The 14,502-nt window shown below is 68.1% G+C and carries 12 protein-coding genes and 2 pseudogenes; 8 read left to right on the top strand and 6 right to left on the bottom strand.

Annotation, left to right across the window (positions count from 1 at the left end):
• From GT030_RS18755 to GT030_RS18735, 5 genes are all read right to left on the bottom strand, one after another.
• Positions 1-1,292 (bottom strand): NAD-dependent succinate-semialdehyde dehydrogenase (locus tag GT030_RS18755; protein ID WP_161202071.1); only part of this gene is annotated, 1,292 nt, incomplete at its 3' end.
• A gap of 26 nt (positions 1,293-1,318) precedes the next feature.
• Positions 1,319-2,023 carry a transporter gene (locus tag GT030_RS18750; RefSeq protein WP_086691154.1) on the bottom strand — a complete coding sequence of 235 codons (705 nt, stop codon included), beginning with the start codon at positions 2,021-2,023 and terminating at the stop codon, positions 1,319-1,321.
• Positions 2,020-3,414 carry a flavin monoamine oxidase family protein gene (locus tag GT030_RS18745; protein WP_161202070.1) on the bottom strand — a complete coding sequence of 465 codons (1,395 nt, stop codon included), beginning with the start codon at positions 3,412-3,414 and terminating at the stop codon, positions 2,020-2,022. The genes GT030_RS18750 and GT030_RS18745 overlap by 4 nt, the downstream gene beginning before the upstream one ends.
• Positions 3,398-4,333, bottom strand: coding sequence for an alpha/beta hydrolase (locus GT030_RS18740; protein WP_161202069.1), 936 nt, complete (start codon positions 4,331-4,333; stop codon positions 3,398-3,400). The genes GT030_RS18745 and GT030_RS18740 overlap by 17 nt, the downstream gene beginning before the upstream one ends.
• The gene (locus tag GT030_RS18735; RefSeq protein ID WP_161202068.1) at positions 4,326-5,861 is read right to left on the bottom strand and encodes an NAD(P)/FAD-dependent oxidoreductase; all 1,536 of its coding nucleotides are present in this window, start codon (positions 5,859-5,861) and stop codon (positions 4,326-4,328) included. Before GT030_RS18735 ends, GT030_RS18740 begins: the two co-directional genes overlap by 8 nt.
• Before the next feature lie 506 nt (positions 5,862-6,367).
• On the opposite strand from GT030_RS18735, the gene GT030_RS18730 reads away from it, so the two are divergent.
• Positions 6,368-7,816, top strand: coding sequence for an APC family permease (locus tag GT030_RS18730; RefSeq protein ID WP_086691147.1), 1,449 nt, complete (start codon positions 6,368-6,370; stop codon positions 7,814-7,816).
• On the opposite strand, the gene GT030_RS18725 is transcribed toward GT030_RS18730, so the two are convergent.
• Positions 7,813-8,415, bottom strand: a complete 603-nt coding sequence (locus GT030_RS18725) for an XRE family transcriptional regulator (protein WP_237522631.1) — start codon at positions 8,413-8,415, stop codon at positions 7,813-7,815. The two genes, GT030_RS18730 and GT030_RS18725, sit on opposite strands and share 4 nt — an antisense overlap.
• A 466-nt stretch (positions 8,416-8,881) precedes the next feature.
• Between GT030_RS18725 and GT030_RS18720 the strand changes: the two genes are divergently transcribed.
• From GT030_RS18720 to GT030_RS18690, 7 genes and pseudogenes are all read left to right on the top strand, one after another.
• A complete protein-coding gene (locus tag GT030_RS18720) occupies positions 8,882-10,117 on the top strand; it encodes a helix-turn-helix domain-containing protein (protein ID WP_161202066.1) in 1,236 nt (411 codons plus the stop codon).
• Positions 10,118-10,266: 149 nt separating this feature from the next.
• Positions 10,267-10,460: pseudogene (locus tag GT030_RS36535) on the top strand (XRE family transcriptional regulator); the annotation flags it as partial.
• 220 nt (positions 10,461-10,680) lie between these two features.
• On the top strand, positions 10,681-11,211 hold the full coding sequence (locus tag GT030_RS18710; RefSeq protein ID WP_161202065.1) for a hypothetical protein: 531 nt from the start codon (positions 10,681-10,683) through the stop codon (positions 11,209-11,211).
• A gap of 484 nt (positions 11,212-11,695) precedes the next feature.
• The gene (locus GT030_RS18705) at positions 11,696-12,202 is read left to right on the top strand and encodes a suppressor of fused domain protein (protein ID WP_346009680.1); all 507 of its coding nucleotides are present in this window, start codon (positions 11,696-11,698) and stop codon (positions 12,200-12,202) included.
• Positions 12,203-12,297: 95 nt separating this feature from the next.
• Positions 12,298-13,068 (top strand): annotated as a pseudogene (locus GT030_RS18700) (transposase).
• A gap of 83 nt (positions 13,069-13,151) precedes the next feature.
• A complete protein-coding gene (locus tag GT030_RS18695; RefSeq protein WP_161202064.1) occupies positions 13,152-13,748 on the top strand; it encodes a hypothetical protein in 597 nt (198 codons plus the stop codon).
• A 474-nt stretch (positions 13,749-14,222) separates the two neighbouring features.
• A complete protein-coding gene (locus GT030_RS18690) occupies positions 14,223-14,408 on the top strand; it encodes a DUF1737 domain-containing protein (protein WP_161199980.1) in 186 nt (61 codons plus the stop codon).
• Positions 14,409-14,502: the final 94 nt, after the last annotated feature.

The raw sequence follows: 14,502 nt of genomic DNA, 5'->3' as shown, positions 1-14,502 counted from the left end.
CGGCCGAAGCCGGACCGCTTGACCCCGCCGAAGGGCAGTTCCGCGCCTTCGAGGCCGACGCCGTTGATGAAGACCATGCCGGCGTCGATTTTGTCGGCGACGCGCAGCGCCTGCTCCGCGTCCGTCGTGAACACGTAGGAGCCCAGCCCGTACGGGGTTCCGTTCGCCAGTTCCACGGCCTCGTCCTCGGATCCGACGCGGTAGACGGTCGCGACGGGGCCGAAGAGCTCCTCGGCGGCTGACGGCGAGGCCGGTGAGACGCCCGTCAGAACGCCGGGCGGGAAGTACGCGCCTTCGCGCCGGCCCTTGGAGGTGAAGGTCGCCCCGGCATCGACGGCTCGCCTGACCTGTTCTTCGACGTACTCGGCCGCGGCGACCGAGGAGAGCGGCGCCAGGCCGTCGGTCATGGCGAGCACCTTCTCGGTGAACCGGTGGAGGAAGGCGTCGTAGATGTCCTCGGCGACGATGAAGCGCTTCCCGGCGTTGCACGCCTGCCCGGTGTTCTCGAACCGGGCCTCGACCGCCGCCTGGACCGTGGCGTCGAGGTCGTGGGTCGACAGCACGACGAACGGGTCCGAGCCGCCCAGTTCGAGCACCACCTTCTTGAGGCTGCGCCCGGCCTTCTCGGCGACCGCCGCGCCGGCCGGCTCCGAGCCGGTGAAGGAGACGCCTTGCACCCTGGGGTCCGCGATGGCATGAGCGATCTGCTCGCTGGTGGCGCGGACGTTGACGTAACAGCCCTCAGGAAAGCCCGCGTCCGTGAACAGCTGCTGGAGAGCCGCGGACGACTCCGGGCACTGCGATGAGTGCTTGAGCACGATGGTGTTGCCCAGCGCGAGGTTGGGTGCGGCGAACCGGGCCACCTGGTAGTACGGGTAGTTCCAGGGCATGATCCCCAGCAGCACGCCGACGGGCTGGCGACGGACGAAGGCGGTGCCCTCCCCGTCGAGAAGCTCGATCGGCTCGTCGGCGAGGAACTTCTGCGCGTTCTCGGCGTAGTACCGGTAGATCGAGGCGCTGAACTCGACCTCCGCGACGGCCTCGTCCACCGGCTTGCCCATCTCCCGGTGGATGATCTCGGCAAGCTGCCCGCTGCGCTCGCTGTGCAGGGTGGCGACGGTGGTCAGCAACTGGGCACGCTGTTCGACGGAGCTCTGCCTTGACCACTGGGCGTAGGCCTTCGCCGCCGCGTCGAGCGCCCCGTCGACGACTTCGTCCGTCGCGGTGGGGTACTCCTTGACCAGCTCGCCGCTGGCCGGGTCCACCACCGCGTACACGTGCCTGTTCGCCATGCTGACTCCTTGTTCGTTGTCGGGATTCATGCGCGGGCTCCGGTCGCGCGGGCCGGGTTCTCGTCCAAGGCCGCGTTGCGGTCGTGCAGCGCGCGGTAGGCGCGGAAGTAGACGAATCCCTGGGTGCCCCACGTCGCGAGCGCGGCGGTGTAGAAGATCGTGCGGTTCTCGTCGTCGAACGGCAGGGGGAAGAAGTCGTAGGTCCACGCGATGGTGGTCCCGGCGGCCGTGACCAGTCCCGTCCAGATCGCCGGCCGCTTCGCGCCCGCGTCCCAGAGCCGCTTGACGAAGTACCCGAGGAAAGCTGTCGTGAGCAGATTGGCGACGACATAGAAAGCGGCGACCGAGAACGCGCCGCTATCGGTGTGGAGATCCGCGCCGTGGAAGGGCCGGAGGACCAGGCCCGCCACGATCGCGACTCCGAATACGCCGATATCGACGCCGAGGCTCGGCTTGTAGCGGTGGGTGACCTTCATCAGGCCCATGATCAGAATGAGCGTGATGCCGACCGACCTGGAGAACGCGTCGAAGAAGTACGCCACGTCGTACATGACGCTGCCGCTGTCGGCTCCGGACAGCGACCAGAGAAGGAAGTTGCTGCCCGACGTCGCGACGACCATCCACTCGAGACCGAGGAGGTAGTTGCCGTACCGGCGGATGAAACGCCAACCGTAGAAGTAGCCGGCGAAGATCATCCACACGTCGGCCAGCAGGAACAGCGCGACCTTCACCGGGACACCGCCCCTTGGGCGTCGTGGGACAGGAGGGTGACGATGCGTTCGGCGGTGCGCTGGCCCGTCAGAACCGCGCCGTTCATGGTGCCGGCCCATTCGCCGGCGGTCTCGGTGCCGGCCCAGTGGATGCGTCCGTGGGGCTCGGTCAACGCCTTGCCGTAGCTCACGGTCGCGTGCGGGCCGGCGGCAGGGTGGGGGCCGCCCGGGGCGAACGGTTCCGATCCCCAGCAGTGGTCCAGGTAGTCGATCGGGGTGCGGGCCTGCGGACCGTAGAGGTCGACGAGCTGCCGGACGACCAGGTCGCGTCGGGTCCCGGGGTCGAAGCCGTCGAAGACGCGGGGGTCGCAGAAGGTCATCAGGACGCCCGGTCCGCTGTGGACGGGTGACACGTCGAAGGTGATGAACACGGTTCCGGTGTCGGTCACCGCTTCACCGGAGAATCCGTCGGCCCGCCAGAACGGCCTCTCGTAGGCCACGAAGGCCTTACTGAGGACGCCCATGCGCCAGGTTCGGGTGAGTCCCTCGGCCTGCTCGGGCAGAGCGGGTTCGAACTCGAGGGCTGCGCGGTGCTCCGGGGCGGCCGTGACGATCGCGTACCTGGCGTGGATCTCGCCGGAGTCGGTACGGACGGTGACGCCGTTGTCGTCCTGGGCGATGCGGCGCACCGGTGTCTCCAGCCGCACCCGGTCGCCGAGCCGCTCCGCCACCCGCTTGGCGATCTCCTGGGTGGTTTCGACGAACCGGTCCTGGTTCGCTCCGTCCTCGACGTCCAGCATGTGGTTGAGCCCGCCCGCTGCACGGATGTAGCGCAGGACATGCAGCAGGGAGACGTCTCCCGGGGTGCAGCCCCACTGCACCTTGCTGACGATGGTCATCAGCGCACGGGTACTGGGCAGCGCGTTCTTCCGGTCGAGCCACTCGCCGAACGAGATGGCGTCGAGTCGGCTCGCCCCAGCCGTCTCCCATGGGGCGCTCACGTCGACGGTCGCGACCAGCTTGTTCACCGCCGCCTGCATGCGGGCCATGTCCACCAGGGTCAGCGGGGAGACCTTGGGAATGGTGCCGCTGTACGTGCGACGCCGACCCGCCAACCACAGCACGTTGCGACCCTGGTTGAACTGGCCGGTCGTGGTACACCCGACTCGGCTCGCAAGGTCCCGGATGGCCGTGTGGCGTGGTGCCACCCAGGTTGCTCCGAGGTCGACCTGCACGCCTGCCACCTTGCCGGAGCGCGACCGGCCTCCGACCCGGTCGCGGCCCTCCAGCACCAGCACGGACCGCCCGGTGTCCACCAGCCTCTCGGCAGCGCTCAGGCCCGCGAAGCCGGCACCGACGACCACGACGTCGACCGCGGTGTCCCCAGAACCGTGCTTACGAGATCCGGACATGGTTTCCTCCTTCACCCACGCGGTTCGCGTGCTGCGAGATGTATGTCGTGACGGGGCCGACGAGGGCTTCGGGAAGGTGATGGCCCATACCGGGAATGACCACGTGCTGCGCCGAACGGATCGCCCGGACGGTCGCGGCGCCGCCGCTCGGGTCGACCAGCCGGTCCCGGTCGCCGTTGATGACCAGCGTCGGGGCCGTGATCCTGCTCAGCTCGGCCGTCCGGTCTCCGGAGCGCTGGATCGCCTGGATCTGGCGCGCCGTGCCGGCCGCCGGTTCCCCGGCGCTGCGGTCCCATCCACGAGCCGCGATGGCCGCCTCTGCGGCGTCATCGATGGGATGTCCTGTTCCCGCGATGTGCCTGGTGAGCCGCAGGTGAGCACGGACCGCCGCGGTTCGGCTCCGCGCCGGCGGGGCGGCGAGGAGCCGGATCGTCGACAGAGCCGGCTGGCCGACCTTTCGTGCCCCGGTGGTGGAGTAGATCGAGGTCAAGGACAGGACCCGCTCAGGTGCTGTGGCCGCGATCGTCTGAGCGATCATGCCGCCCATCGACCGGCCGACCAGGTGAACCCGCGAAATCCCGAGATGGTCGAGTACGCCGATGGCGTCCTGAGCCATGTCAGCCAGCGCGTACGCGTCGGCACGCGGCCGGGCGGCGATCTGACGCCAGAGCCCGGGAGGGGGAGTGGTGACGAACGTCGACTGGCCCGCGTCGCGGTTGTCGATCGCGACGACCCGGAAGCCGCGGCCGACGAGTGAGCCGACGAACGAGTCGGTCCAGAAGGTGAGGTCCTCGCCCAGTCCGGCGATGAGCAGTATCACGGGGTCGGTTCTGTCGCCGAAGTCCCGGAAGCAGATCGTCAGCCCGGACGGCAGGGTCGCGTACTGGTCGACGCTCTCGGCGCCGCTCCGCTCAGACACGGGTCGCTCGCCTCCCGCCGGAACGCCGCGCGGCGGACCGGCCGACGCCGAACTCGAGGTTCTCGTCGACCACCGGACCGCGCAGGGCCTTGGCGTCCTCCGGGTAGGACATCGCCATCCGCCAGGGGGCGGACAGCCCCTGCTTCGGCATGAACTTCTCGCCGCGCTTGGCGTATCCGGCCTGCAGGTCCATGACGGGCCTGCGCTTCGTCTCCGACGGCGCGATCGGTACCACCGTGTCGTATCCGTGGGCGTCCATGTGCCGGACCAGATCGATGAAGTAGCGACACATCAGGCTCACCTTGAGCGTCCAGGACGAGGTGGTGTAGCCGATCGCCATCGCCCAGTTCGGGATCCCGCTCAGCAGCATGCCGCGGTAACAGAGCGCGTCGGCGATGTCGATCCGGCGTCCGTCGACCACGATGGGCATTCCGTCGAAGAGCCGCAGGTTCAGCCCCGTCGCGGTGACGATGACGTCGGCCTCCAGCTCCTCGCCCGACGACAGGACGATTCCGCGCCTGCTGAACCTCGCCACGGTGTCGGTGACGACGGAGGTCCGGCCCTCCTTGATCGCGTCGAAGAAGTCGCCGTCCGGTGCGAGGCACAGCCGCTGGTCCCAGGGGGCGTACGGCGGGTTGAAGTGCTTGTCGACGTCGAACCCCTTGGGAAGGCGCTTGATGTTCTCGCGCCGGATCAACGCTCGCCCGGCCTTGGGGAAGGTCCGCAGACCCTTGACCACAGCACGGTCGAACCAGATGTTCTTGAACCGGGTCACGGCGTATCCGCGCTTCTCGCCGAGCAACTTCGTGAGCGCGAGGGCGATCCGGTCGACACGGGGGAGCGCCATGACGTAGGTGGGAGTGCGCTGCAGCATCGTCACGTGCCGGGCGGCGCCTGCCCCGGTGGTCATGGCCGGCGCCAGCGTGATCGCGGTCGCCCCGCTGCCGATGACCACGACCTTCTTCCCGCTGTAGTCGAGATCCTCGGGCCAGTGCTGGGGATGGACGATCTGCCCCTCGAAGTCGTCCTGCCCGGGGAACTCCGGGGAGAATCCCTGGTCGTACCGGTAGTAGCCGGTAGCGGCGAAGACCCATCCCGCGTGGATCGTCTTGGTCCGGGGGTCACCCGTGACCGGGTCCGGCGTCTGAAGGGTGAGGGTCCACCTCGAATCCGCCGATGACCACTCCGAGCTGACGACCCGGTGGCGGAGCCTGAGGACGCGGTCCAGCTCGTTCTCCTCGACTGCTTCCCGCAGGTACTCCCTGATGAGGGGAGCGTCGGCGATCGCGGCCTCGTGGCGCCACGGCTTGAAGTCGTAACCGAACGTGTGCAGGTCGGAGTCGGAGCGGATGCCGGGATAGCGGAACAGGTCCCAGGTGCCTCCGATGTTGTCTCGCGCCTCCAGCACGGCGAGCGACTTGTCGGGGAGCTCCCGGCTGAAATAGGCGGCCGCGCCGATCCCGGAGATCCCTGCTCCGATGATCACCACGTCGAGCTCCTCGACGGCGTCCAACACCTCAGCTGTCATGGCGGCTCCTCGCTGTTCATCTGGCGGTCACATCACTGTCGCCAGCAACGACCGCGGTGAAAACGACAGTGAGCACCTGCTTCGCCGGGGTCCGGTGCACGATGCACAGCCGGTCGCGCGATTGCGCCCAGATGGTGGTTGACAGCCGGGTGAGACCTGGGGGAGGGAGCGCCCGGGTCCCCAAGGAGCGGAGCCGGCACGGGGGTTGCCGCGTAGGCGGCCACGCCGAGCCATTGCCGTGCCCTGGGCGGACGTGATAGAGGTTTGCCGCCGCAGTTTAGTAGCACTAAACGCCTGGTCGGAGTCGCTCCTGTTCAGGCGCTCGTGCACGTGAGGGGCGTGCGCGGTCGCGGCCGAGGAGGCGCAGGCGAGCAGCACGGGGCGCGCTGGGGAGACCTGCCGCCGGGCGACAGCGCCGGTTCGCTTCGTCGGGTCGTACCGCCTCCCGCCCCATTCATCCAGCCATGACGAGCCGGCATCGGCCCGTGAGCTGAAAGGTGGTCGACATGACCGGCCTCTCCAAGACAGGGCAAGGCGAAGCACTTGACGGTGAAGGAGGATCGGGCAACCCGCTCAACCGTGGGCTTGGCGTATCGCAGATCGTGTTCATGGTCGCCGCAGCGGCGGCGCCGCTCGGGTTGGTGATCGGCGGTGTGCCGCTCGCCTTCGCCGTGAGCGGCAGCCCGGGGATGCCACTGTTCTTCGCGCTCTCCACCGTGATGCTGCTGATCTTCGCTGTCGGCTTCACGCTGATGGCCGGGCGGGTGCGCAACGCGGGCGCCTTCTACGCATACGTTCAGGCGGGGCTCGGCCGGATACCCGGCCTTTCGGCCGCGACCCTTGCGCTCTTCTCCTACGCTCTGCTCCTCGTCGGGGTGAACGCGTATGTCGGTGTCGCGACGAGTAACGTCGTCGAGCGGTACGCCGACATCGGCTCCCCGTGGTGGTCGTGGGCATTGGTCTCCCTGGGCGTCATCGCTTTCCTCGGCTATCGCGATATCGAGCTGAGTGCCAAGGTGCTCAGTGCCGTGCTGGTGCTGGAGTCCCTGCTGCTCCTGGTCATGGACGTCGGCATCGTGGGCCACGGTGGTGTCGACGGGCTTACGGCCGAGCCGTTGTCGCCTTCGATGGTGGGGAACGGCTCTTCGGGCCTCGGCATGATGTTCGCCATCTTCGGGTTCATCGGCTTCGAGGCGACCGCTGTGTTCCGCAACGAGGCGAAGGACCCCGACGTCACGGTCCCGCGGGCCACATACGCCGCGATCCTCATGATCGGGATCTTCTACTCGTTCACCGTGTGGGCGATCGTGGTGGGTGTGGGAGTGGACGCGGTGGCCGGCGCCGCGAAGTCCGACCCCCAGGGCTTGGTTCTCACTCTGGCCCGGAGCTATGTCGGGTCGGTCTGGGCCGACGTGATGCAGGTACTCCTGATCTCCAGTCAGTTCGCTTGCGTGCTGGCCTTTCACAACGTCGTGACGCGCTACCAGTTCGTGCTGTCCCGTGCCGGCGTCCTTCCGGCGTCGCTGGGGGTCACACACCCCCGGCACCGCGCGCCGTCGGGTTCCTCGGCCGTCGCCTCGGTGGTCGCGTTGGTCATCACGCTCGTCGTCGCCGCGCTCGGCCTCGACCCGATCGGGGATCTCTACGCCTGGTTCTCCGGCGCCGCCACCCTCGGCATCGTCCTGCTGATGGCAGCCACCAGCCTCGCGGTGATCGGCTTCTTCCGGCGAGCCGATGAGCGGAAGTCGGTGTGGAGCACGGTCGTGGCCCCGGCCGTGGCCTTCCTCGGTCTCGCCTGTGTCGTCTGCCTGATGGTCGTCAACTTCCCCCTGCTCGTCGGCACTGTCGAGGGCGCCTGGGTGATCGGGGGCCTCGTCGCCCTCTCGGCCGCGGCCGGGGCGGTGCAGGCCCTCATCCTGCGGGCGCGCCGACCGGCCGTCTTCGAGCAGCTCTAGGGTGCTCCGCGCGGGACACGGAGCAGGGGAGGCGACAGGACCCACAGGACCTCGCTCACCGTCGTGCCCGGATTGTCGAACTGGTGCAACGTCCGACCGGAGAACGAGGTGGACACTCCGGGTGACAGCATCCGGGTCTCGCCCCCGACGACCAGCCGGGTCGAGCCGCTCAGCCCCATCGCGAAGATCGTGGCGGTGTCGAGCCGATAGGGGCCGCCGGTACCCCCGCCCGGTTCGATCACGGAACGGAAGACCTGGAACGCCGTGGTGTCGGCGGGTGTGAGGAGGTACTCGGCTACGCCCTCCCCGCCCATGTCGATCCGGCTTCCGCCCTCCACGACCTGCTCGTCCGGGTAAGCGAACAACTCTCCGACCCCGATCTGCAGCACATCGCAGACGCGCAGCAACGTCGGGACGGACACGTTGGTCAGCCCGCGCTCCAACTGGCTCAAAAAGCCTTTGGTGACCCCTGCCCGGAGCGCGGCCTCCGTCAACGACAACCCGCGGCTGAGCCTGATCTTCCTCAGCTGCGCGCCTGCGGGCGCTTCGAGGGCAGTAGAGCCCTTGGCCGCTTTGCCCGCTTTCCCGCCGTCGTCCATGGACGCCATGTGCTCACCGCCCGTCCCGAGTCCGAGGTCGAGGTCGTGTGTCCGTCGGGTGACAGGCCGACCCGGAGGAGCCCCCTCCGTGGCAAGAGGCTAAGGCATGCGAGTGATGCGCACCTGGTGCGGCCCTCATGAGGCGCAACGGTGCCGAGCCCCTTGCGGCCCTACCGCCAGCGTGATAGACCTGCCGCCGTTTAGTGCGGCTAAACAGCTCGACCTTGTGGAGGTGGCGTTGGCCGGCCGTGCCGCTCCGCGCACGAGCGAAGTCAGGGTTCGCGTTTGCGGCGGGCGGCTTCAGATGCATCAGCGCACCGAGTGCAGGGCCGTCTCGGGGTCGGCAGTCCCCACCGCACGTGAGGGCAGCCTGGCGCATGTCGCTGTCGTCGGCGGGCCTTTCAGCTGTTTGTGACACGGTATGCCGGGAGCGTCTGCTCCTCGTGATCAGGGAGAAACTGGAGACATGGACGAGCTGTGGCCCACGCCCTCCTCTGAGGTCGCTGACGCGATCAGGTCACTGTGTCAACGCCTGCTCACGGAAACGGACGCCCTGGTCGACGCCTTTGCGAGGCCTTCTCTCCTCGCCCAGAACGATCCAGCCCTTCTCGCCGACGCATCGCTGGTCGAGGAGGACCGCGAGCTCAACCGCTCCGATCTCGTCCAATGGCTGACCGCGAACGTGCAGCAACCGGGGCGGCGGGTGGAGCCCTACGTCGGCCCGCGGACCACGGCGTACATCAACGATCTTGTCTCTCGAGGCATCGCGCCGGACTTCGCCGTTGCCTGGCGCGTGGCACTGGGGATCGGCTGGCGGCGATGGCTGGAGGAATGCGTGGCGGACTGCGCCGGTCCGGACCTGCTCGTAGGGGTCCTGGACGTGACGGCGAAGTCGTTGGTGCAATACGCCCTCGACTCGGTCGCGGCCCTGCGCCAAGCCGGTCTGGCCGCAGCGATGGGCCATACGGATGCCGAGGGGATCGCACTGATCCAGCTGATCGCCAACGGGGCACCGATGGCGGAGGACCTTGCCGAAGGGCGCCTGCGCTACCGGATGGCGCGGTGGCACGTGGGTCTCGTGGTGTGGATCGATGATCCTCAGGAGGCGGATGCCCTGGACAAGACGGTCTCCGCCGTGCGGTCGGCCGCCGGGGGCGGGAGCGCCCTGGTGGCGCGTGCCAGCGGTACGTCGCGGTGGCTCTGGCTTTCGGGAGAGGCCGTCCCGGACTTCCACCAGGTGGAGAAGGCCCTCGCGACGGCCGACAAGGTCCGCGCGGCGGTCGGACGGCCGGGGCGCGGACTCGAAGGGTTCCGGTCCAGCCATCAGGACGCGCTCGCTGCTCAGGCGCTGATGATCCGGCTCGGGTCCGACCGGCGCTTCACCGCCTACGCCGATGTCGAGCTGATCGACGCGCTCACGAAGGAGCGTGCCGGCGCACGTCGGTTCGTCATCAACACTCTCGGGCCGTTGGCCGAAGCTGACACAGCCCTACGACAGGCACTCCTCACTTACGTGCAGTGCGGCTTCAACACCACTCGAGCGGCAGCCAACCTCTACGCGCATCGGAACACCGTCGAGCGGCGGGTCTCGCGCGCCAATGAACTTTCGGCCGTCAAAGTGGAGGACAACCCGACCCATGTGGCGGCGGCACTGCTCGTCCTGGACATCGCGCCCGACATCGTGGCGATCAGTCCGGGCTGAGGGATCTCTCCCGAGAGCCACTGAGGCGGTTGGGCTTTGGCCCTCCCGGACGCGGGCGAACGCGCGTTTGTGGAGGGTGCGGAGGCCGTCCTGAGGGACGGAAGCGGGATGCCGGTGCGCGAGCCCGGCCACGGCCCGTAGGCCGCCCGCTCGACGTGCTGGTGCATGCCGCCGTCTTCCTGCACGAGGCGTGTCCGCGGCTCAACGAGCTGTTGGGAGAGCGAGTGCCGACGGGTGTGCGGTCCGTATCGCGATCGGCGATCCGGCAAGCGCGCAGGTCCAACAGCGGTGCCCGGAAGGGAAGTTCGGCCAAGCGATCGAGTGCCGTTGCCGTCTCGCCCTCAGGTGGAGCGCGCCCCTGTACGAACGACCTGGACGTCGTGGACCGCTTCTGCCCGTGTCGAGCGACACATTCATACGACATTGTCGAGTGACAATGTCGCGTGCTTGTATTGGTGCAACCGGTGCAGAAGGGACGACGCCACTGCACCGGCCGCGTAGCGCATCAGTGAGCTGAGCGCCCGTTTGGACGGGCGGACTGCTCTGAGCCAAAGGAGAAACCCGTGAACAACCTCGCGAAGCACATGTGTGTCGCCGTCGCCTCCCTGGCGGTCGCAGGCGGAGCCGTACTCGGCGCCGGAGGCGCTGCTTCGGCTGCCACGCCGCTGTCCGGGCACGTCAAGAGCCCGTCCGTCAGTGTCGTAGTCAGTGACCATCACCGCACTGGTGCCGACGACCGCGGCGCGATCCGCGGCGACGACCGCCGCTTCGGCCGCGACCACGACCGCTGTGAGGTCTGGGGCGACGACCACCGCCGGGACTGCGCCCACGACCACGGCCGGACCCGTGACGGCCACCACCACTCCGGCCGAGGCCACGAGGACTGCGGGGTACGCGGCCACGAGCACCGCCGGGACAGTGGCCACGACCACCGCGGAAACCGCGACCAGCGCCACCACGGGGACCGCCGCGACGACTACCGGTGGGACCATGGCGTCAGCTACCTGTGGGACCGTACCCACGGCTGGCCTCATGGCGGGGACCGTGACCAGCCCGGCCACTACGAGTACGACCGGTACCGCGTCGGCCTCTGATCAAGGTCGCTTTCGTGGTCGACGCTCCGGTGCCGAGCAGGGCCGCTGGAACTACAGCTCCACCGGCAACACTCGCTCCGAACACGCGGGTTCCCCCGCACCGGTACAACTGGTGCGGGGGACAGGCATTTAGGCAGGTCCTCGCCGCCGCATCGGCTCCGGCCGGCAGGCCCTGTTTGTCCTGGCTCACCTGCGCCGCGGCGACACCTGCACAGAAGCCGTCGCCGAACTGCCGCGAGACCGGATACGGGTGCTGGGTCCCGGCCGAAGCACCGCTAAGGGCTGTCCCGTTACGGCTGTGACGCTGGCGGGGGCTGCATATTGAGGTGCCGGGTAGCGGCGGCTGGGGCCGCACCCCATGGCGCTGGGTAGGCGTCAAGGGCCGTCAATCGCAGTCTGGGATGATCGCACGGTGAGTGATGCAAGGCTGCTGGCCGCGGAGGCCGTTGAGTCACACGTCCGGGCGTTCTTCATGGGGCATACCGTGGAGGTCGTCGACTACGACCTCGGGTCAGATCGGCGAGAGGTAGTGCCCGATCTGCGAGTTCTCGTTGTGGAGCCCGGCCCCCGCAGCGACAGCTGGGCCTTTGTGACCGCCGGGTGCTGGGCCTCGATGGAGAAGCACGGTCGCGGACTTGAGTTCGTCATGACCGCTCACGTCCGCGACCAGCGGTTCATCGAGCTTATGGCGATGATTGCCTACTACCACTGCGGAGGGCATCAACTCGACCTGGAGCACAGCATGCCGATCGGTGAACCGTGGGTGCCGGGTTCGACCTGCGACCACCTGCTGATCAGCCTGCCTCATCTCCACGGCCCCGACCTTGAACACTGCCCGCTGCCTGGGGGACACGCCCGCATTCTGTGGACCCTGCCGGTGACCACCGCCGAGATCGAGTTCCGCAGGCGTCACGGGCACGAGGCGTTGGAGCAGCTCCTCGACGAGGCAGAGATCATCCCCACCGATCCCTTCCGGGCATCGGCCGCATGAGCTCCGGGTTTCGGGCGGTCGTCCCTCGTGATGTGTGAGGACGGTACGGGCCGGTCCCCTCACGTACATGATCTTGAAGTGCCATGATCTCGATCATGGCTGGTGTGATCACGGCGTCGGAAGCGTCCTGGATAGCCCCGTTCACCGGGCTGAGCCCGCGCACCTTCGGTCGGTTGCTGACAGCCCTGCGCCGCGAGGGCGCCGATGCAAACAGGCAGGGCCGCCCCTGGAAGCTTGCGCTGGAGGACCGGGTGCTGTTGGTCGCCGCGTACTGGCGAACCAACCTCACCCTGCGCCAACTGGCGCCGCTGTTCGGGGTGTCGAAGTCTGCCGCCGACCGAGCCATCCACGATCTTGGCCCGAAGCTCGCACTCACGTCGCGGACACGATTCGCGAAGGACACGGTGCTCATCGTGGACGGAACTCTGGTGCCCACACGCGACCACACAGTCGCCGAGCAGTCGAAGAATTACCGGTACTCCACCAACCACCAGGTCGTTATCGACGCCGACACCCGGCTGATCGTCGCTATCGGCCGGCCGGTGCCAGACAACCGGAACGACTGCAAGGCGTGGGAGCTGTCCGGTGCGAAGGACGCGGTTGGCAAGACCACGGTGATCGCCGACGGGGGGTACCGCGGCACCAGTCTGGTCATCCCGCACCGCCGCGAGCCTGGACAGGCCGAACTCCCGGCCTGGAAATAGGAACACAACGCTTCCCATCGCAAGGTCCGCGCACGCGTCGAGCACGCCTTCGCCCGGATGAAGAGCTGGAAGATTCTCCGCGACTGCCGTTTGAAGGGCGACGGCGTTCACCACGCCATGCGCGGCATCGCCCGTCTGCACAACCTGTGCCTCGCCGGGTAACGGACTCTGCAAGTCAGTCAGCACAGCAGAGATCATTTACGGGACAGTCCTTAGGCAAACCGGACATTCGCTTTCGATCCTCGGTGGACAACGACATCGAAATCGTCGGCGGCCGACCAGGTGCCACCCTCGTCTATGACCGGGAGATCCCTGCCGGGGGTCTGCGTTGGCGTGACCTGCACAGCTGGTGGCAGGACACTCACGGGTTCAACAGCGAGAGTGACGCCGGTGAGGATCTTTACCAGCGGCTCCTCAGGAGCCTGCCCGGCAACTCACCTGGGCAGAAAAACCTCTTCACGGCCTACCGTACGGCTCGCCCGTTCTGCGCGGATGACCTCGCTCTCCTGCCGAGGTATGGCTGCACTGGGACCCCCAGACCGTTCAGGAACGCGGCCCCGAAGCGTTGCTGCGTTCCCGCATGGACTTCCTTCTGCTGCTGCCCTTCGGGCAGCGGGGTGGTTCTGGAGGTCGACGGAGTACAGCACTACACGCGCGGCGACGGCCGCACTCCCGACACCGCCAAATACGCGGACATGGTCGCCGCCGACCGGGACCTCAAGCTCAGGGGGTACGAGGTCTTCCGCTTCGGCCACGACGAACTGAAACGGCCCGAGGACGCCAAGAAACTTCTACTCCAGTTCATCCCGGACATGTTCAGCCGCTTTAAAGTCAAACTCTGACGCCACGCAGCACTCCACACCTCCTGCGGCACCCCGACTGCTCCGCCAGGACGATGCCGGTCACCTGGTCGCGGTGCACCGGGACGTACAGGCCCCAGTCGGCGTCACCGGCCGTGAGCCGGCCTCCAGCCCATGGGGCGCCGGTGGTCGCCAGCACGCGACCGGCGAGCGGACCACCCAGGAGTCGGACGACACAGCGGTACCTCCACCCGGCGGGACTCTCCCGCCTCACCCCTTGGGGGGGCTCGGCACCGGAAGGACAGCACCGGGCGCCGGCGACTTCCGTCCCGCCCTCCGCCGCCGGGCTGACGGGGGGGGCGCGGCGCGACGACCCCGACCGACGCGCAACCGGCTGAGCGCGCCCCGTTCCCCGGCCGCGCCGCCCATCACCCTCCCTTACGACCTTGGGAGCGATTGGCCCGGTAAGGCGGGTGCCTGGCTCGGTGGACAGGTGCGCATGAAATCTTTCTTTTCATGAGTACACCACCAGACGGATTGCCTATCTACCGAGTCTTGACCGGCCCGGACGACGCCGCGTTCTGCCATCGTGTGAGCGAAGCGATAGCTCTTGGCTACGAACTGCACGAGGGCCCTGCGGTCACTTTCAACGGTGAGAGGGTCATCGTCGCCCAAGCGGTGGTATGGCCAGCACAACCCTAGGACTTATGGTCGCGGTCTGCCCGTGACACGAGAAGGACCGTACGGGTTAGGCGAGTTGTGACGCTTGCCTGGGCCCGTGCGGCCTGTTCCCATC

This window comes from Streptomyces sp. SID1328 (genome assembly GCF_009865595.1).
GTDB classification, from domain to species: Bacteria; Actinomycetota; Actinomycetes; order Streptomycetales; family Streptomycetaceae; genus Streptomyces; species Streptomyces griseoluteus.
This window is presented reverse-complemented; position numbering and strand designations above follow the sequence as displayed.